Source organism: Streptomyces sp. NPDC048483 (assembly GCF_040651455.1).
In the GTDB taxonomy this organism is placed as follows: Bacteria; Actinomycetota; Actinomycetes; order Streptomycetales; family Streptomycetaceae; genus Streptomyces.
This window is the reverse complement of record NZ_JBEZJZ010000018.1, coordinates 94,864-113,735: the sequence shown is the minus strand read 5'-3', so window position 1 is coordinate 113,735 and position 18,872 is coordinate 94,864. Positions and strand designations below refer to the sequence as shown.

12 protein-coding genes are annotated in these 18,872 nt (G+C 69.3%); 10 read left to right on the top strand and 2 right to left on the bottom strand.

Translation table 11 applies throughout. The features are described from left to right. Together sucD and sucC are read right to left on the bottom strand one after the other, a co-directional pair. Positions 1–823: succinate--CoA ligase subunit alpha (gene sucD / locus AB0D04_RS12765; RefSeq protein WP_362702312.1), on the bottom strand; the 823-nt coding region annotated here is incomplete at its 3' end. A gap of 20 nt (positions 824–843) precedes the next feature. After that, positions 844–2,022: an ADP-forming succinate--CoA ligase subunit beta gene (gene sucC / locus AB0D04_RS12760; RefSeq protein WP_362702310.1), complete on the bottom strand. Its 1,179-nt coding sequence runs from the start codon at positions 2,020–2,022 to the stop codon at positions 844–846. A 718-nt stretch (positions 2,023–2,740) separates the two neighbouring features. Here sucC and AB0D04_RS12755 point away from each other — a divergent pair. Genes AB0D04_RS12755 through AB0D04_RS12710 form a run of 10 tightly spaced genes read left to right on the top strand, consistent with a single transcriptional unit; the run spans position 2,741 to position 18,869 of the window. Continuing rightward, complete coding sequence (locus AB0D04_RS12755) at positions 2,741–4,591, top strand: phage tail sheath C-terminal domain-containing protein (RefSeq protein ID WP_362702308.1); 1,851 nt, start codon at positions 2,741–2,743, stop codon at positions 4,589–4,591. Between the two features lie 29 nt (positions 4,592–4,620). Beyond that, complete coding sequence (locus tag AB0D04_RS12750; protein ID WP_362702306.1) at positions 4,621–5,145, top strand: phage tail protein; 525 nt, start codon at positions 4,621–4,623, stop codon at positions 5,143–5,145. Between the two features lie 43 nt (positions 5,146–5,188). Then, on the top strand, positions 5,189–5,980 hold the full coding sequence (locus tag AB0D04_RS12745; RefSeq protein ID WP_362702304.1) for a hypothetical protein: 792 nt from the start codon (positions 5,189–5,191) through the stop codon (positions 5,978–5,980). Further along, positions 5,973–6,761: a hypothetical protein gene (locus tag AB0D04_RS12740; RefSeq protein ID WP_362702302.1), complete on the top strand. Its 789-nt coding sequence runs from the start codon at positions 5,973–5,975 to the stop codon at positions 6,759–6,761. Before AB0D04_RS12745 ends, AB0D04_RS12740 begins: the two co-directional genes overlap by 8 nt. A gap of 4 nt (positions 6,762–6,765) precedes the next feature. Continuing rightward, positions 6,766–7,920 (top strand): Pvc16 family protein, encoded by a 1,155-nt coding sequence (locus tag AB0D04_RS12735; RefSeq protein ID WP_362702300.1) that lies wholly within the window; start codon positions 6,766–6,768, stop codon positions 7,918–7,920. A 5-nt stretch (positions 7,921–7,925) separates the two neighbouring features. After that, complete coding sequence (locus AB0D04_RS12730) at positions 7,926–9,923, top strand: ATP-binding protein (RefSeq protein ID WP_362702298.1); 1,998 nt, start codon at positions 7,926–7,928, stop codon at positions 9,921–9,923. After that, positions 9,914–10,249 (top strand): hypothetical protein, encoded by a 336-nt coding sequence (locus AB0D04_RS12725; protein ID WP_362702296.1) that lies wholly within the window; start codon positions 9,914–9,916, stop codon positions 10,247–10,249. Before AB0D04_RS12730 ends, AB0D04_RS12725 begins: the two co-directional genes overlap by 10 nt. Then, positions 10,246–16,968, top strand: a complete 6,723-nt coding sequence (locus tag AB0D04_RS12720) for a DUF4157 domain-containing protein (protein ID WP_362702295.1) — start codon at positions 10,246–10,248, stop codon at positions 16,966–16,968. The genes AB0D04_RS12725 and AB0D04_RS12720 overlap by 4 nt, the downstream gene beginning before the upstream one ends. Further along, on the top strand, positions 16,965–18,185 hold the full coding sequence (locus AB0D04_RS12715) for a hypothetical protein (protein ID WP_362702293.1): 1,221 nt from the start codon (positions 16,965–16,967) through the stop codon (positions 18,183–18,185). Before AB0D04_RS12720 ends, AB0D04_RS12715 begins: the two co-directional genes overlap by 4 nt. An 18-nt stretch (positions 18,186–18,203) precedes the next feature. Then, the gene (locus AB0D04_RS12710) at positions 18,204–18,869 is read left to right on the top strand and encodes a hypothetical protein (RefSeq protein WP_362702292.1); all 666 of its coding nucleotides are present in this window, start codon (positions 18,204–18,206) and stop codon (positions 18,867–18,869) included. Positions 18,870–18,872 lie beyond the last annotated feature (3 nt).

Here is an 18,872-nt window from a genome sequence, read left to right as displayed (position 1 = left end):
CGCCGAGCGGGTCGAGGGCCTCCTTCTTCGCCTGGGCGGTGCCGGAGGAGCCGGAGACGATGGCGCCGGCGTGGCCCATGGTCTTGCCCTCGGGCGCGGTGAAGCCCGCGACGTAGCCGACGACCGGCTTGGTGACGTTGGCCTTGATGTAGTCGGCCGCACGCTCCTCGGCGTCGCCGCCGATCTCGCCGATCATCACGATGAGGTCGGTGTCGGGGTCGGCCTCGAACGCCTCGAGGGCGTCGATGTGCGTCGTGCCGATGACCGGGTCGCCACCGATACCGACGGCCGAGGAGAAGCCGAGGTCACGGAGCTCGTACATCATCTGGTAGGTCAGCGTGCCGGACTTCGACACCAGACCGATGCGGCCGGGCTTGGTGATGTCGCCCGGGATGATGCCGGCGTTGGACTGGCCCGGCGTGATCAGACCGGGGCAGTTCGGGCCGATGATGCGGGTCTTGTTGCCCTTGGACTTCGCGTACGCCCAGAAGGCGGCGGAGTCGTGGACGGCGATGCCCTCGGTGATGACGACCGCGAGGGGGATCTCGGCGTCGATGGCCTCGACGACGGCGGCCTTGGAGAAGGCCGGCGGCACGAAGAGGACGGAGACGTTGGCGCCCGTCTTCTCCATCGCTTCCTTGACGGTGCCGAAGACGGGGACGGACGTACCGTCGAAGTCGACCTCGGTACCGGCCTTGCGCGGGTTCACGCCGCCGACGATGTTGGTGCCGTCACCGAGCATCAGCTTGGTGTGCTTCATGCCGGTGGCGCCGGTCATCCCCTGGACGATGACCTTGCTGTCCTTGGTGAGGAAGATAGCCATGGTGTTGGAGTCCCTCGTCCTTACTTGGCCGCGGCCAGCTCGGCGGCCTTGTCGGCCGCACCGTCCATCGTGTCCACGCGCTGGACCAGCGGGTGGTTCGCGTCAGACAGGATCTTGCGACCCAGCTCCGCGTTGTTGCCGTCGAGGCGCACGACCAGCGGCTTGCTGACGTCCTCGCCCTTGGACTTGAGCAGCTCAAGCGCCTGGACGATGCCCTTGGCGACCTCGTCGCAGGCGGTGATGCCGCCGAAGACGTTGACGAACACGGACTTGACGTCCGGGTCGCCGAGGATGATCTCCAGGCCGTTCGCCATGACCTCGGCGGAGGCGCCGCCGCCGATGTCGAGGAAGTTGGCGGGCTTGACGTTGCCGTGGTTCTCACCGGCGTACGCGACGACGTCCAGAGTGCTCATGACGAGACCCGCGCCGTTGCCGATGATGCCGACCTGGCCATCGAGCTTGACGTAGTTCAGGCCCTTCGCCTTGGCCGCAGCCTCGAGCGGGTTGGCTGCGTCCTTGTCCTCGAGCGCCGCGTGGTCCGCCTGGCGGAACTCGGCGTTCTCGTCGAGGGAGACCTTGCCGTCGAGCGCGATGACGCGGCCGTCGGCAACCTTGGCGAGCGGGTTGACCTCGACGAGGAGGGCGTCCTCGTTGATGAAGGTCTCCCACAGGGTCACCATGATCTCGGCGACCTGCTCGGCGACGTCGGCCGGGAACTGCGCCTGCGCCACGATCTCGCGGGCCTTCTCGATCGAGACGCCCTCGTTGGCGTCGACCGGAACCTTCGCGAGCTTCTCGGGGGTCTCCTCCGCGACCACCTCGATCTCCACGCCGCCCTCGACCGAGGCCATGGCCAGGAAGGTGCGGTTGGTGCGGTCGAGGAGGTACGAGACGTAGTACTCGTCCGCGATCTCCGGAGCCGTCTCGGCAATCATCACCTTGTGGACCGTGTGGCCCTTGATGTCCATGCCGAGGATGTCGGTCGCGCGGGCGACCGCCTCGTCCGGGCTGGAGGCCAGCTTCACGCCGCCGGCCTTGCCGCGGCCGCCGACCTTCACCTGCGCCTTGACGACGGACTTGCCGCCCAGCCGCTCGGTCGCCTCGCGGGCTGCCTCAGGCGTGTCAATGACTTCACCGGCCAGCACCGGTACACCGTGCTTGGCGAAGAGGTCCCTCGCCTGGTACTCGAACAGGTCCACGCGCGTCCGTCCCTTGTCTTCTCAGAATCGCCGTAGTGATCGCGGTTCGTTGTCTGCGATGGGCGTGCCGCGAAGGGCAACGTGACGGCGCTGTCACAGGGGAGGCGTACACGGTGTCCGAATACGCGGCATGTCCGTCCCGCAGGTTATCGCCGCTGCACCTGGGTCCCTAAATCACAGATCACACTCCGGCGGTGATTACTGTCACAGAGATAGCGGTCACAGATCGTTTGGCCGAACGGCCGGCGACCTCCGCGCGGCGTTCGGGAACTGCGCCCGCTACCTCCCGTTCGCGCCCGTCCCGGGCGATTCCTACGGGCCGCCATTCCCCGGGCCTCCGTCGGCATTACTCCGGCATTCCACTTGCGGAGAATGCGAAAGGGCTCCGCACAACACCCCCTCAAACGGTGTCCGGAAAGCCCCCTTGACCCGTCAACTACCCACCACGGAGGATGCGTTGAGCAGTTGAGCACTTACGCATCAGGAGTCACAAGCCGGAGTCAGGCGCTCCGGACTTGGTCCCGTGCAGGTCGGTCGGCAGATCGTTCCGCACCGGGTGCAGACGGGGGAACTTGATGGGTAGTGGGGGGATGTACGGCCGACCGGGGACGAAGTGCCGCCCTGCGACCGCACGCTCTTCCGCGCCCGCCTCCCCTCCCCCTTCTCTCTCGATTTCTTGGTGTCCTCACACTCGGTGCCTGAAGGGATTGGAGGGGGAATGCCGACACATACGACCTATCCCGGCGTCTATGTCGAAGAGCTTCCCAGCAGCATCCGCAGCATCACCACGGTTACGACATCCGTGACCGCGTTCGTCGGCCACACCCGGCGTGGCCCGCTCAACCAGCCGGTCCGCATCACCAGCTTCGCCGACTTCGAGCGCCGCTTCGGCGGACTGACCGCACAGAGCCCGCTCGCCTACGCCGTCCACCAGTTCTTCGGCAACGGCGGCACCGTCGCGGTGATCGTCCGGGTCGCCAAGGCGGGCAGCGGCAAGGAAGCCCACGTCATCCTGGAGTCCACCGAGGGCCACAGCCAGTGCCCGGTGCTGGAGGTACACGCCAAGGAGCCCGGTGTCTGGGGCTCGGGCCTGCGGGTGGCCGTCGACCACGACACCCCCTGCCCAGGGGAAACCTTCAATCTCCAGGTCCTGGACGCGCACGGCACCGCCCGTGAGTCGTTCTCCGGCCTGTCCATGGATTCCGGCCACGGCAAGTACGCCGAGACGGTAATCAACGCCGGCTCCGCACTGATCCGCGTCGCGGTCGTCGGCGAGGGGCGCCCGGACCCGTCCGGCACCGTCTCCAAGGCCTTCCACCACGAGCTCCCCGACCTGAACGTCGACGTGACGGTCAAGATCGGCGAGGTCGAGCGCGAGTTCACCCTCTACGACCCGGACTGCGACGGCGAACCGCCCTGCAACGTCACCGAGCTGGCGCTGCTCCTGGAGCACAAGCTGCGCGCCCTGCCGGACGCCCCCGGCAAGCACGCCTTCGCGGGCGCCGAGGTGACCGCCTTCGGGCGCCGTATCCAGGTCGTCGCCGGGTCGATCGACCCCGACGACACGGTCCGCTTCCTCGGCGAGTGCGCCAACGACCTCGGCCTGGAGGCCTCCGTCAACCCGCCGGTGTTCCCGCTGTGCGGCGGCGAGGACGGCGACCCGCCGGGACCGCGCGACATCATCGGCAGCGAGTCCCGCAAGAGCGGCCTGCAGTCCCTCCGCGATGTCGACGACGTCAACCTCCTCGCCCTGCCCGAGCTGGCCGGGTACGAGAACGTCGACGACGCGATCACGGTGCTGTCCGCGGCCGAGCGGCTCTGCCAGGAGCGCCGGATCTTCCTGCTCGTCGACGCGCCCGCCACCTGGGGCAGCGTGGACGCCGCCCGCGCCGGCATCGCCGCCTTCGATCCGGTCCGCGGCAACCACTCCGGCCTCTACTTCCCGCACCTCCAGCTCACCGACCCGCTCACCGGCCGGCTGCGCTCCTTCCCGCCGTCCGGCGCCGTCGCGGGAGTCTTCGCCCGTACGGACAGCGAGCGCGGCGTATGGAAGGCGCCGGCCGGCACCGAGGCGCGGCTGGCGGGCGTGCACTCGTTCACCGTCAAGCTCACGGACCGCGAGAACGGACTGCTCAACCCGCTGGGCATCAACTCCCTGCGCACCTTCCCGGTGGTCGGCCCGCTGGTCTGGGGCGCGCGCACCCTGGAGGGCGCGGACGCTCTGGACAGCGAGTGGAAATACGTCCCGGTGCGACGGCTGGCGCTGCACATCGAGGAGAGCCTGCTGCGCGGGCTGCAATGGGTCGTCTTCGAGCCCAACAACGAGCAGCTCTGGCAGCAGATCCGGCTCAACGCCTCCGCCTATCTGCACACCCTCTTCGAGAAGGGCGCCTTCAAGGGCGGCACGCCGCGCCAGGCGTACTTCGTCAAGTGCGACAAGGACACCACGACGGAGGCGGACATCGAGAACGGGATCGTGAACGTCGTGGTCGGCATCGCACCCGTCAAGCCCGCGGAGTTCGTGATCGTCAAGATCCAGCAGATGGCCGGCCAGTTCGACGTCCGATGACGTCCGGGAAAGGAGATTGAGGGAATCCGATGGCTGAGTTCCAGATCAACGCCCATCGCTTCGACCCGTACAAGAACTTCAAGTTCCTGGTCCTGTGGGACGGTCGTACGGTCGCCGGAGTCAGCAAGATCAGTCCGCTGAAGCGCACCACCGAGGTCGTCAAGCACCGGCACGGCGGGGACCCCAGCTCCCCGCGCAAGTCGCCGGGGCGCTCCGAGTTCGAGGGGATCACCCTGGAGCGGGGTGTCACCCACGACCCGGAGTTCGACCGCTGGGCCAACAAGGTCTGGCAGGTCGGCGCCGGCCTCGGCTCCGAGGTGTCGCTGGCCGACTTCCGCAAGGACCTCGTCATCCAGGTCCTCAACGAGGCCGGGCAGGTCGCCGTCTCGCACAAGATCTACCGGTCGTGGCCGAGCGAGTACCAGGTCCTGGGCGAGTTGGACGCCAACGCCAACGCGGTCGCCATCCAGAGCCTGAAGCTGGAGTGCGAGGGGTGGGAGCGGGACTACGAGGTGCCGGAGCCGGAGGAGCCTTCGTTCACGCATCCGGCCTGACCGGAGGAGTCGGCGGAGGGGGACGCGGGACGGGGGCTGAGGGATGGCGCTGACCGGGGCGGCGGAGCTGCTGGCCACCTGGGAGGCGGGGCTGGACCGGGACGCGCCCGGCCGTGCCCTGCTGCTGCACCGCGCGGCGCGTCCGGAGGCCGGGACCGACACACTGCTGTCGATGCCGGTCGGCCGGCGCGCGGCCGATCTGTTCGCGCTGCGCCGGGCGCTGTTCGGCGAGCGGATGCAGGTACGGATCGAGTGCGCGGCGTGCGGCGAGGCGATGGAATTCGACCTCGACGCCGGGCAGTTCACCGGCCCGTCGGCGCAGTTCACCGACCCGTCGGCGCCCTCCGAGGAGGGTCCGCTGCGGGTGGCGGAGGGCGGCTGGGTGGTCGAGTTCCGGCTGCCGACCGTCGCCGACCTCGCAGCGGTCGCCCGCGCCGTCGCCGACCCGGCCGCCGCCTTCGACCCTCCGGATCCGCAGCACCTGCTCCTCACCCGCTGCACCGTCTCAGCCGTACGGGACGGGGAGCCGGTCCCCGCGGGCCGGCTCCCCGGCCTGCTCCCGACGAAGCTGCGCCGCCGGCTGGCCGAGGAGGCGGAACGCGCCGACCCGGCCGCCGAGACCACCCTCAACATCGCCTGCCCCGAATGCGGCGAGGCCACCCCGGCCGAGCTGGACATCGCCGCCTACCTGTGGACCGAACTGGACGCCTGGGCCCGGGACGTGCTCCTCGACGTCCATCTGCTCGCCACCGCGTACGGCTGGAGCGAGCCGGAAATCCTCGCGCTCAGCCCGCAACGCCGCCGCTACTACCTGGAGTTGTGCGCAGATGCCTGACCTGCCCGACTACTTCGACCGGCTGCTGGCCCGGCACACGCCGACGCCCGCGGACGGCCCGCTGCCGGGCGTCCCCGGGATCGCCCCGGACGACGGCCGGGGCCGCCCCGCGCTCGTACGGCCGCGGCTCCCGGGACCGTTCGAGCGGATCGAGGCGCTGCGGGCGGACGACGGGGAAGGCGGGGAAGGCAGGGACCCTGCCCTGACCGCTCCGCCCAGCCGCCTCCAACCCCCGCTCCCCGGCCCCTTGTCCGGTCGCGTCGAGCGGGAGGTTCGGGTCACGGAACGGGAGACCGTGGTGCGTACCGAGGCCGATGCGCGGGGGGCCGCGGAGGGGGCCGAGGGCGCACTGCGCCCGTCGGCTCCGCTGCTGCGGCCGGCCGCGCCCCTGACGCCCACCGCGCGCCCGGCCGCCGCGGAGCCGGTGCGGCCACGGCGACGGGCTGAGGCCTCGGGGGACGACGACGGCACGGCAGAGCGGTCCCTTGCACCCGTGACCGTCAGCCCTGGCGGGGAAACCACCCGTTCGTCTCCTCGCACGCCCCTGCAGCCACGTCGCGACGACGCGGCGGCGGCTCGTGGCGCCGCCCGGCAGGCCGCTGCGGGACGCCGGGGCGGGCGCCCGGCCGAGCGCGTGGTGCATGTACAGATCGGCCGGCTGGAGGTCACCGCGGCGGGCGGCCAGGACCGTACGGCCGCGGCCCGCCCGGACCGGACGGTACGGCGCGGCCCCGCGCTGAGCCTTGCGGACTACCTCTCCCGCGACGAGAAGAGGAACTGACGTCATGAGCAACGCACTCGCCGTCGCGACGGTCACCCAGGCCCTTGCGCTGCTGATCGAACACAATCTGCACCCCGAGATCGATATGGCCGTCTCGGTCGAGACCCGTAAGCCGCCGGCCGATCCGCCGACGGACCCGACGATCACGGTCTTCCTCTACCAGGTCACCCACAACCCGTCGATGCGCAACAACGACCTGGCCACCCGCGCCTCCGACGGCACGCTGCTGAAGCGGCCGGCCGCAGCGATCGACCTGCACTACGTGATCAGCGCATACGGCGAGGAGACCGAGCTGGTCGGGCAGCGGCTGATCGGGAGCGTCATCCGCACCCTGCACGAAATCCCGGTACTGCCCAAGGAGTTGATCGAAGAGGCGGCTCAACGGCCGTACCTGGAGGGCAGCGATCTCGCCGAGTCGCTCCAGAAGGTCCGCTTCACGCCGACCCAGATGGACGTCGACGAGACCTCGAAGCTGTGGGGCATGCTCCACAACACCCCCTATTCCCTGTCGGTCGTCTACCAGGCCTCCCTCGTACTCCTCGACGGCCACCAGAAGCCGGCCCCGGCGAAGCCGGTGCACAAGCCGGAGGTGACGGTGCTGCCGTTCGGGGCGCCGGGGGCTCCGGTGCCGCCGGGGGGTGCGGGGCCGGTGGGGTCGGTGGCTCCGGTGGGGCCAGTAAGGAGCGCCGGGGTGCCGCCCATACCTGCCGTACCGCCGAAGCCCGCGGGGACGCCTTGGGCTACGGATGCGGCGGGTGGCGGGAAGCCGGAGGACGGAAAGACCGAGGGCGCCAAGGCCGAGGGCGCGAGGGCTGACCGTGCCGAGGCTGGTGGGGGCAAGGCTGACGCTGCCAAGGCCGGGGGGATCAAGGCTGATGGTGCCAACGCCGGGGGCCGGGCGCGGTCCGGGCGTGCGGCGGGGGCGTCGACGCGCGCGGCGCGTAAGGCCGCGGCGGGCGTCGGGGGCAGCCGGGCCGCCAAAAAGGCGCCCGCCAAGCGGGAGACGCCGGGGAAGCCGGAGACGCATGAGACGCCGGCCAAGAGCGCGGACTCCAGCTCAAGCTCCAGCTCAGGCCCCGATTCTGCGTCCGGCTCCCATCCTGCGTCCGGCTCCGATTCCGCTTCCGCTTCCGGTTCCGGCGCGGGCAAGGAGGACTGAGCGGGGTGAACGATTTCACCGGGGACGACCGGACGGCGGACGGCCAGGCACTGACCGCCGCCCTGGCGGCCGTTCTCGCACGCCTCGACACCCACGCCGCCCGAACATCCGGTACGCCTGCCCAGCCCGCCGACCAGCCCCCCGCGTCCGAAGCTCTGCCCGCCACAACACCCACACCACCCGCCTCACCTCCCACACCTCCCACACCCCCCACCCTCGAAGCCCTCATCTCCTACTTCGGCCTCAGCGACTTCGAGCGGGACATCGTGCTGCTCGCCGCCGCGGCGGAGCTGGACCCGACCACCGCCTCCCGCTGCGCGGCCGCGAGCGGCGCCCCGGACCGGGCGTACCCGACCTTCTCCCTCGCCCTCGCCGCCCTCGACGCCCCGCACTGGAGCGCGCTGACGCCGGTCGCACCGCTCCGCCGCTGGCGCCTGGTCGAGCTGGACGACGAGTCCCGCCTCACCACCACCCGGCTCCGGCTGGACGAACGCATCCTGCACTTCCTGGTCGGCTCGCCGTACCTGGACGCCAAGCTGCACGGTCTGCTGCGCCGTACCACCGCACCCGGGTCGCTTCCCCCTGCCTACGGCCTGGCCGCCGACCGGGTCGCCGCGGGCTGGCGGGGTTCGGGCCCGGACGCACCGCTCCGCGTCGAGCTGGTGGGCGGCGATCTGCGCAGCCGGGCCGATATCGCCGCCACTGCCGCCCGCCGCTCGGGCCTGGGCCTGTACTCCATGGCCGCCGACGACGTACCGACCGACGCCGCCGAACGCGACCGCCTGGCCCGGCTCTGGCAGCGGGAGGCGATCCTGCTCCCGGCGGCGCTCCTCGTCGAGGTCGGCGAGATGGACCGCGACCAGCACGCCGCGGCGGACGCTTTCATCGCGGGCGCCGCCGTACCCCTGGTCGTCTCCAGCCCGGATCCGCGGCAGACCGGTCAGCCGCGCGGCGAGCGGGTGACCGTGCCGAAGCTCTCCGACGAGGAGCAGTTCGGCCTGTGGGCGGACGCCTTCGCCGACGTCCCGGAAGTGACAGATCGTCATCTCCAGTCACTGGTGGCCCAGTTCCAGCTGCCACCCCATGTCGTACGATCCGCGGCCGCCACCGTACGCCGCGACCTGCCCCTCTCCGGCACCCTCGACGCCGCCGAACTGGCCTGGCAGGCCGGTCTCACCGAGGCGCGCATGGGGCTGGACGAGCTCGGCCGCCGCATCGAACCGCGCGCGGGCTGGGACGCCCTGGTCCTCGCCGACCGACAGCTGCGCATCCTCCAGGAGGTCGTCGCACACGTACGCCAGCGCAGCACCGTCTACCAGGACTGGGGCTTCGCGAAGGCGCTGCGCAGCGGCCTGGGTGTCACGGCCCTTTTCGCGGGCGGCTCCGGCACCGGAAAGACCCTCGCAGCCGAGGTCATGGCCAAGGAACTGGGGCTGGACCTCTTCATCATCGACCTCTCCCAGGTCGTCAGCAAATACATCGGCGAGACCGAGAAGAACCTCAGCAGGGTCTTCGACGCGGCGGAGCGGGGCGGGGCGCTGCTCCTGTTCGACGAGGCGGATGCGCTCTTCGGCAAGCGCAGCGAGGTCAAGGACAGCCACGACCGTTACGCCAACCTGGAGGTCAGCTACCTGCTGATGCGGATGGAGGCGTATCGCGGCCTGGCCATCCTCACCACCAACATGAAGAAGGCCCTCGACTCGGCCTTCATGCGCCGTATCCGCTTCGTCGTCGACTTCCCCTTCCCGGGCGAGAAGGAGCGGGCGGAAATCTGGCGCCGGGTGCTTCCGCCCCAGGCCCCGACGAAGGGGATCGAACCTTCCCTGCTGGCCCAACTCACCGTAGCGGGCGGCTCGATCCGCAACATCGCCCTCTCCGGAGCCTTCCTCGCCGCGGAGGAGGGCGACCGCCTCCAGATGCGCCACATGTTGGCGGCCGCACGTACCGAATACCTGAAGCTGGAACGCTCCTTGACGCCGTCGGAGGTCCAAGGATGGGTCTGAGCGAGGTCAATGAACAGGTGGTGGCGGGGGACGCCGGACACACCCCTCCGCCCGCCTCCAGTTTCCGTATCGACATCGGGGAACTGGTCCTCGACGGCTTCGACAGCCGAGTGGACCCGGCCCGTGTGACGGCAGCCTTCGAGACGGAGCTGACCCGGCTCGTACGGGAACGCGGGGTGCCGCTGGCGGCGGACGGGACGGGCGTGGCGCTGGACGGACTCGCCGGCCTGCCACCCCTCCCGGCCACCACCTCCCCCGTACGGCTGGGTGAGGCACTGGCCCGTGCGGTGCACGCGGGGCTGGCGGGACGGGGGGAGGCGCAGTGAGTACGTCACAGACCGCACAGGACGCCCGGTCGGCCACCGACGACAAGCGACGCAAGCGCAAGGAGCGCGCCGCCAAGTCCCGTACCCCGGAGCCGAAGGACATCGTCAGCGGCGCCGGCCAGCCGCTGGACCTGAGCGTCCGCCGCGAGCTGGAGGAACAGCTCGGCCACGACTTCAGCCAGGTCCGCCTGCACACCGACCGGGACTCCGGACAGCTGGCGGACATGATGGGTGCGGACGCCTTCGCCGTCGGCCAGGACATCTTCTTCCGCGAGGGCACCTACCGGCCGGGGACAGCTGACGGGCAGCGGCTGCTGGCCCATGAGTTGCTGCACACGGTCCAGAACCCGCATGGCCTGGGTGCGTTGCGGGCGGGGCGCGACCTGGGCTCGGTGAGCCTGCCGCAGGAGTCGATCGAGCGGGAGGCGGAGTCGGCGGCACAGGAGTCCGTGCTGGATGCGCTGCGGGGTTCCGTACGCGAGGAGGAGCCGGCGGCGGAGGTCGAGGCGGGGCAGGCCACGCCGGGCTGGCTGCGGTACGCGACGGTGGATGCCGACCGTCGCCGTTTCGAGCAACTGGACCCGGCGACGCTGGTGGACCGGCTGGCGAACGGGGTGCTGAGGTCGCTGCGGGGTGATCCGGAGGACCTTTCAGGGCGGGTACGCATGCAACTCGCCCGCATGGGACCGGAGTTGCAGGAATCCGTCCTGGACCGCCTTGAGGTCCGGCTACTGGCCTCGGACCTCGACCGGCTCCTGGAACTGACGGAGGAGGCCGAGGTCGCCCCGCTCGGCCTGGAGCCCTCGAACGTGCCCGAGCCGATCCCGGACGCGATCGAACTGCTCCAGGACGAGCGCGCGGTAGCGGCCGAGCGTACCGACGGCGAGAAGAAGTCCCAGGAGGCGCGGGACGAGGACACCGCCAAGGAGAAGAAGGACGCCAAGGGGCGGGACGGCGAGCGCGAGCAGGAACAGACCCGGGCGCAGCAGGACTCGGCGGCGGAGGACAAGGAAGCCGGCGAGCGCAAGGCGCAGGAGGACGAGCGGGCCGAGGAGCGCGCCGACTCCGAGAAGGAACAGCGGCAGGACGAGGAGAAGCAGGGCCAGGAGCGCGAGAAGGCGGACCAGGCCGATGCGGAGAAAGCCGAGCAGGGCCAGGAGGGCTCCGAGCGCACCAAGGAGGAGCGCAAGGAGCAGCGGGAGCGCGAGGAGCGGGACCCGGAGCAGGCCAACCGGCCGGGCGCGGACAAGCGCAAGCGCAAGGATGACGAGAAGAAGCCTGCGAACGGCGCCAAGCAGGAAGAGCTCGAAAAAAAGAAGAAGGAACAGCCCGGCCCCGTACGCCCGGAGAAGGTCGACGAAAGGGCCGACCAGCGCGACAGCGCGCTGTCCGAGCACGGTCTGCACGAGAAGGACGAGGACGAGGGCGAACCGCGCGAGGAGGAACAGCCCATCGGGCTGGAGGCCGGTGCGGACAAGGAGGTCCACGGCGGCGAGGAGGAGAAGCGGGGCGGCGGCTCGGGCAAGGGCGAGGCGGAGCTGAAGCCCGAGGACCATCTGCCCGAGGCCAATCTGGATCTGTCCTCCGTCCCGACCGCGGACAGCATGACGCCGGGCGCCGCTGCACCTTCCATGCCCAGCTTCCCCGCCCCCCCGCCCACCAAGGCCGAGAAGATCCAGAAAGAGCGGGAGAACGAGGCCGACGAGGAGGAGGACGAGGACGCTCCGGAGGCCGAGACCAAGGCACCGGGTGCGGAGCGCGGTCCTGTAGAGGGCGAGGCTCCGCAGCCCGAGCACGGTCCCGCGTCCGAGGCCCCCGACCGCAGCGAAAAGGACCTCCAGCCGGAGAAGCCGGTCGAGCAGGAGGTCGGCCCCGACCCGGAGAACGAGGAGAAGCCTCAGCCGGAGCAGGAGGCCGAGGAGAAGAAGGACCCCGAACAGCAGCAGGACCAGGACGAGGACGGGGCCAAGGCCACCAAGCAGGACGCGGCCGACAAGGACGCGGAGCGCGACGAGGGGTCGGGCGACGGCGAGGAGGCGCCGGACGCCAAGGAGGCTCAGGACGAGCAGCAGGAGAAGAAGGACCAGGACGAGCACGAGGAGAAGAAGGAGGCCAAGGGCCAGCCGGAGGGCGCGGCGGCGGAGAAGCCGGCCGGTGCTTCCTCCGCGGGCCCGGCCGGTCCCGGAGCCGGCCCGGCGGCCGCGTCACTGGCCCCACCGGCTGGCGCGCGCACGGAGAAGACGCCCTCACAGGACCGTCATCCCTCCCCCGCCGCGCGGCGGGCCGTGGAGCCAGTACGCAGTGAGCACGAGGCGCCGGCTGCCAAGAGCACGGTGCCGAAGGAGGCCGGTCCCGGAGCGGCGCCCAGTGGCGCGGTCGGCGCGTCCGAGCCTACCGCCGCGCCATCCGCTGCCGCCGGCCCAGGAGGTGCGCCATCCGTCGCACAGGCCGCGGTCAGCCCGGCGGCCGAACAGGCCGAGAACCCCGGGAAGATGGGCGCGCCCGCGCCCGAGGGTGCCAAAGCGCAGCCCGATGCCTCGCTGGAGAAGGACGGTGGCGGCTGCGCGCCGCCGGAGCCCGCGGCGGAGAAGGAGGACAAGGGCGGCTCCTGTGGTGGGGGCGGCGGCGGTGAACAGGCTCCGGAGAAGAAGGAAGAGCCGCCGGACGTCTCGGGGCAGGACCCGAAGGCCGCGGTCAGCACCGTCAGCAAGCTCGCGCCGGACCAGGCGCAGGCCGCCATGCCCGGCGTGGACGCGGCCGCCGGCAAGAAGGTCAATCAGGAGCAGAAGCGTCTCGACGCCAATCCGCCCAAGCGGGAGCGGCCGTCGGGTGCCCCGCAGACCCAGTCCTCGCCGCCGCAGGCCGAGGCGCCGGAGACGGCGGTCAGCGGCAAGCTGGAGAAGGTCGGGCCCGAGGACCAGGGCAAGAAGCAGGAGGCCAAGGGCAGCGAGAAGGCCCAGGGCGCCAAGCCCACCGACAACGTCAAGACGCCGGAGCTCCCGCCCAGCAAGGACGGGAAGCTGACGCAGGGCGACGCCAAGAGCGTCGAGGCCGCGGCGGACAAGGTGCCGACGACCGACCCCGAACTCCGCAACAAGACGGTCGGCCCGGCCCCCAAGATCAAGCTGGAGGGCGAGAGCGACCCGCAGCGCACTGACAAGCAGGCGGAGAAGCTCAAGGACAAGCAGGGCAAGATCCAGGAGACCGGCAGGGCGGACACGTCCAAGCCGATGGGTGAGGACAAGGTCTTCCCCAACGCTCCCAAGGAAGAGTTGCAGGGCAAGGCATCCGGCCGTGCGGGAGGCGCCGGTGGCCGACTGTCGGCGGGCGGTTCCCCCAAACAGGGTGTCGGCGTCGTCGCCAAACAGGAACGCGGCGGCGAACTCAAGGCCGGGGCCGCGCAGTCACAGACCGACATGTCCGCCAAGGAGAAGGACCACCAGCAGGGCGAACAACAAGCAAAACAGAACAAACAACAGGAGGTCGACAACGAGGTCGCGCGCAGCGCCGAGCAGCAGACGGCAGAGCGCGGCCGGGCCGCCGAGAAGGCGACCAAGGAGCGTCAGAACTGGCGCGACGAGCAGGACAAGAAGGTCGAGAAGGCCGACAAGGACACAGAAAAGGAGCACAAAGACGGCAACGAAAAGATAACCAAGGAACGGGACAAGAAGGACAAGGATGTCGAGGGCCGCAAGGACACCGACAACAAGGATATCGACGGCAAAGCCAAGCAGGCCGAGAAGGACGCCGAGAAGAAGAAGGAAGACAAGAAGGGCGAGTCCGACGGCCTCTTCGGCAAAATTCTCAGCGCGGTCGGCGACTTCTTCAAGGGCCTCCTGGACGCCGTTACGGCGGTCTTCGACGCGGCGCGCAACGCGATCAACAGCGTCATCGACAAGTTCAAGGAGTTCGCGAACAAGGCGATCGACGCGGTACGCGACCTGGCCATCAAGGCCATCAACGCCGTCGCCGACGCCCTCATCGCCATCGGCGACGTTCTCCTCGCCGCCTTCCCCGAACTCCGCGACAAGTTCCGCAAGGCCATCGAGGGCCTGCGCGACGCGGCCATCGCCACCGTCAACAAGCTGGCCGACGGCCTGAAGAAGGCCGTCAACACCCTCCTCGACGCCCTGGCCGCCGGCCTCAACGCGCTCCTCACCGTCCTCGAAGCGGGCCTCAAGGCCGTCATCAAGGCCTTCCAGTCAGTCATCACCGCCGCGATCAAATTCGCCGAGGCGGCCATCGAGGCCCTCGGCAAGTTCGCGGCCCTGGTCGCCGATATCGCCCCGGACCCGGGCGGCTGGCTCAAGAAGGCCGGCAGCGCCGCCAAGACCGGCATCCAGGAACACCTCTGGGGCGCCATCAAAACGGCTGTGAAGCAGTGGTTCGACGCCAAGGTGGAGGGCATCCTCGGCCTCGGCAAGACGGTCATCAACGTCCTCGTCAAGGGCTGCATGTCCTTGAAGCAGATCGGCAAGATGGCCTGGGACGCGATCATCGCGTCCCTCCCGATGATGATCGCCGCCCTGGTCGTCGAGAAGGTCGTCTCGATGATCATCCCAGCGGCCGGCGCGATCCTCACCATCGTCCAAGGCCTCATGGCCGCCTGGCAGTCGGTCAGCGCGATCCTCGCCGCCTTCGGCAAATTCTTCGCCTTCCTCAAAGCCGTCAAGGCCGGCCCCGCCGCCTGCCTCTTCGCCGAAGCAGTGGCAGCCGGCGTGGTGGCCCTCCTCGAACTCATCACCAACCTGCTCCTGGCCCGCCTCGGCCGTGCCGCCAAGGGCGTAGGCAAACGCCTCAAGGCCATGGCCCAGAAGATCGCCGCCGGCCTCAAAAAAGCCGGTAAGGGCGCCCGCAAAGCAGCCGGCAAGGCCGTCAACTCCGCCAAGGCCGCCACCCGCAAGGCCGCCCAGGCGCTGCGCAAGCCCACAGGGCCGGTGAAACCCAAGGGGGCCCGGGTCCCGGGCCGGCCTGGCAAGTCCACTGCCCGCACCCCGGACGGCGCACAACCCAAGCACCAGCCCAAGACACACCCGACCGGCCGCCCGACGAGCAAGACCCCGGACCCGGCCAAAAAGAAGCACACCGACGAGGCCGACGCCAAGAAGGCCAAGGACGAGACCACTTCACTGAACAAGCACCCGGACAGGGACAGGCCTGACAAGCCGAAGGACAAGACGCCGGACCGCGACGGCCCGGACAAGGACAAGGACGGCGCGAAGGACACGGACGGCCCGGACAGCAAGAAAGACAACGCCCCGGACAAGGACAAGGACGGGCGGGACGAGAAGTCCGACAAGGACGGCCCTGACGGAAAGAAGGACAAGAAGCCCGACAAGCCGTCCAAGAAGAAGGAGACCGAGGCCCCCAGGCGCGCCAAGCCGCGCAAGCCGAAGTCCCCGCTGGGCCGCGCCCTCAAGAAGATGAAGGGCAAGGTCAAGTCCGCCCTCAAGAAGGTCCGCAATGCCAGGAAGGCGCTGGGCAAGAAACTCCGCAAGTCCAAGGTCGGCAAGGCTCTCAAGAACACGGCCAAGAAGACCCGCGATTTCTTCGAGAAGAAGCGCGGAAATCTCCGCGACAACAAACAGCACAAGAAGGACCACAAGAAACAGAAGAACGAAGACAGGAAAAAGAAGGAGAACTCCAAGGAGTCCAAGGCGGCTCGGCTCCACAAAATCGCAGGCCGCATCAGGCCGAAGCTGGACGGCATTCTCGAAAAGGGCGTACCCCGCCCGGTCATGAACGCGACCCTGGCCGGTATGCGTCTCTGGTACCGCCTCACGGGACTGTCCCTGCGTGGCGGCGACACGGGGTTCGTCAACGCGCGACTCAACCCCGATGAGGACACGAACCAATTTGCCACCCAACAGCCGGTAGCCGCTCCACAGCAAGCAGCGGCATCAGCGCCGGCCCCGCAGCAGGTTCAGCAAAGCACCATCCAGCGACAGCAGAATCAGGCGGCAGCCCAGAGTTCGGCCGGCGGGCCCGCCGGCCAGCGTGCGCAGAACGTGCAGCAGCTGAACTCAAGCCTGGCCACGATCCTCGCCTATCCCTTCGAGCCGCACCCGACCTACCGGCAGGCAGGCGAGGTGCAGACCTACAAGGAAGCGGATAAACGACGCAGGAAGGAGAAGCGCCACAGGACGAAGAACAGCCTCAAACCACGGAAGACACAGGTGACGGCAGATCACATACCGTCCGGTCGGGCCATCATCGCGTCTCACCAGCGACAGTTCATTGAGGAGCAGGCGAAGGGGAACAGAAGTCTTCGGCGCATGCTGGATGACGAGGCGGCCGGCGTCATCACGCAGAGGGACAAGGAGAAGCTCGACGCGGAGCGCTTGAGACTCCTCCGGAAGGAGAAATTGCTCGCTAAAGGCCAGGACGGCCTCAAGAGGCACCAGCGGAAGGCTCAGGAGAAGTACAACCAGGCCCTTACCGTCATGGTTCCGGAAGAGCCCGTACACAAGAAGGGCCGCACCTGGGGGCCCAATAACACGCCGGAGCAATACGAGCGTGACGCCCTGGACCTGACCCGTGCAGCAAAATTCGACTTCCAGCGGTACTTACGGCACCTCTCCACGCCGCCTCAGGTGCTCACCAAAGCCTATGTTGCCCACTATGTGCGACTTTACAAACAGCTCGTGGACGACGGGGTCATCGACTACTCTCGTGGGATCGACATGATGTTCTTGCACTACTGGGGGAAGGCGAAATGAATTCCAGCGACGAAATTCGGAGGATCAACGCCAGCTCCCGACTCGTCGGCCCGAAGAAGAGGGAGCGGATCTTCGCGTACCTCTGCACGCTGGAGGATCACGGCGTGCCCGCCGCCGTCGAAGAGCTGACCGCGACCGACAGCCGGCATCTCGCCGAATATCTGGCGCAGTACCTTGAGTTGGTGGCGGGCCACCCGGCGGAGAAGACCCGGGCCGCAGAGGCCCTCAGGGGGCACGAGGAACTCGTCAGCGCTGCCGCGCGCCTGGTGCCCTGGCTTCCCGAGAAGACCCTCCAGGGCTTCATCGAGGACTACGTCGCCGCAGGCGACCCCGACGCGCCCGTGGCCAACGTCCTTTACACCATCGGCATCTACCGGCCCGAGCTGCTCCGCTCTGTCGCCGACCGGATCCCCGATGACAGCATCCGGCAGTCGATGCTGTCCGGGGCACCCGACGGCGAGGTGCAGCAGCTGCTCGCTCAATGGGAGGCCACCCAGGACCCTCGTCACCTGCTCCAACTGGCCTTCATCCGCACCCCATTCGCCCAGGAGGCCCTACTCGGCGTCCGGGACGAGTTCGGCGGCTCTCCGGAGTGGGAGACCCTGCTGGAGCTCTCGGGCGCCCTGCCAGACTCGCCCCTGCCGGCCGGCCACTCCCCCGCGTACATGGGGTTCGTCGCCGAACGCGGCGCCGGCCCGCACCAGGTCGCCCGTCCGGTGTCGGATGACGTGCCGGTGTGCCACCTGTGCGAGACACCCGCCGGGCACCTGTTGACCCTGTCGGCGGAGGAACTCCCTTACGGGCTGACAGCAGACCCGACGTTCTATTGGTACGCCTGCGGATGCGACGGCATCGAATCCACAACAGTACGGACCGAGCCGGGCCGGACCACGGTGTATTACGGTCCGCAGGGTCCCGCCGACCCGGACTTCAGCTTCGCGGGCGGCGAGCGGTCCCTCATCCTTGAGACCCATCCCAACCAAGTGGGCGTGACCACTCGGGGAGTGACCGAGCAGTCCCTGCACCAAGTGGGCGGGCTGCCGCGGTGGATCAGGCCCGACATCCATCCGCGCTGCCCCGAATGCTCGGGAGTCATGCGCTTCCTCGCCTTCATGGACAGCGCCCGGACGCCCTTCGGGCAGCTCCGGCTCGGCGGGCTCGTCTACTGCTTCTGGTGTGACGACTGCCGCGTGTCGAGCACGAAAATTCAGCGTTGAGAAGTATAGGGGGATTTCATGACTCGTTATGCCGACATACCCAAACCCATCCGTTCCGGACTGGTCATCGTTGATCCCGAGCGGGGGACGCCGCAGCGGATCATCGTGCTGCAGTTCAACCCGGACACGTTGGAACGGTCCGTGGCGCCCCAGGCCGCCGGAGGTGAGGGAGATGGCGGCGGAGGCGGGAGTGGTGGCGATAGGAATGAGGCGCTAAGGCTCAAGGGCCCCGCGCAGGAGACCTGGAAGTTCACGGCCGAGATCGACGCCACCGATCAGTTGGACGTAGCCGCGCCGGACGGGATTCACCCCCAGCTGGCCGTGCTGGAAATGCTGGTGCAGCCGACGACCGCGCAGCTCAGGGCCGCGTCCCACCTCACCAAGAAGGGGACCATTGAGATCAGCCCGATCGAGACGCCGCTGACGCTCTTCACCTGGGGGAGTAAGCGCGTTATGCCGGTGCGGCTCACCGAGTTGTCGATCAATGAGTCGGCGTTCGATGTGAATCTCAATCCGATTCGGGCCTCGCTCAGCATTGGCCTGAAGGTACTGACCGTGAGTGACCTTCCGGCCGGGCACCGTGGAGCCGAGCTCTACCTCGCGCACCTCGCGCAGAAGGAGCAGTTGGCGCGGACGGCCCGGGGTGGGAGTTTTGCGGCGTTGGGGCTCGGGAGGGGGATCTGAGGC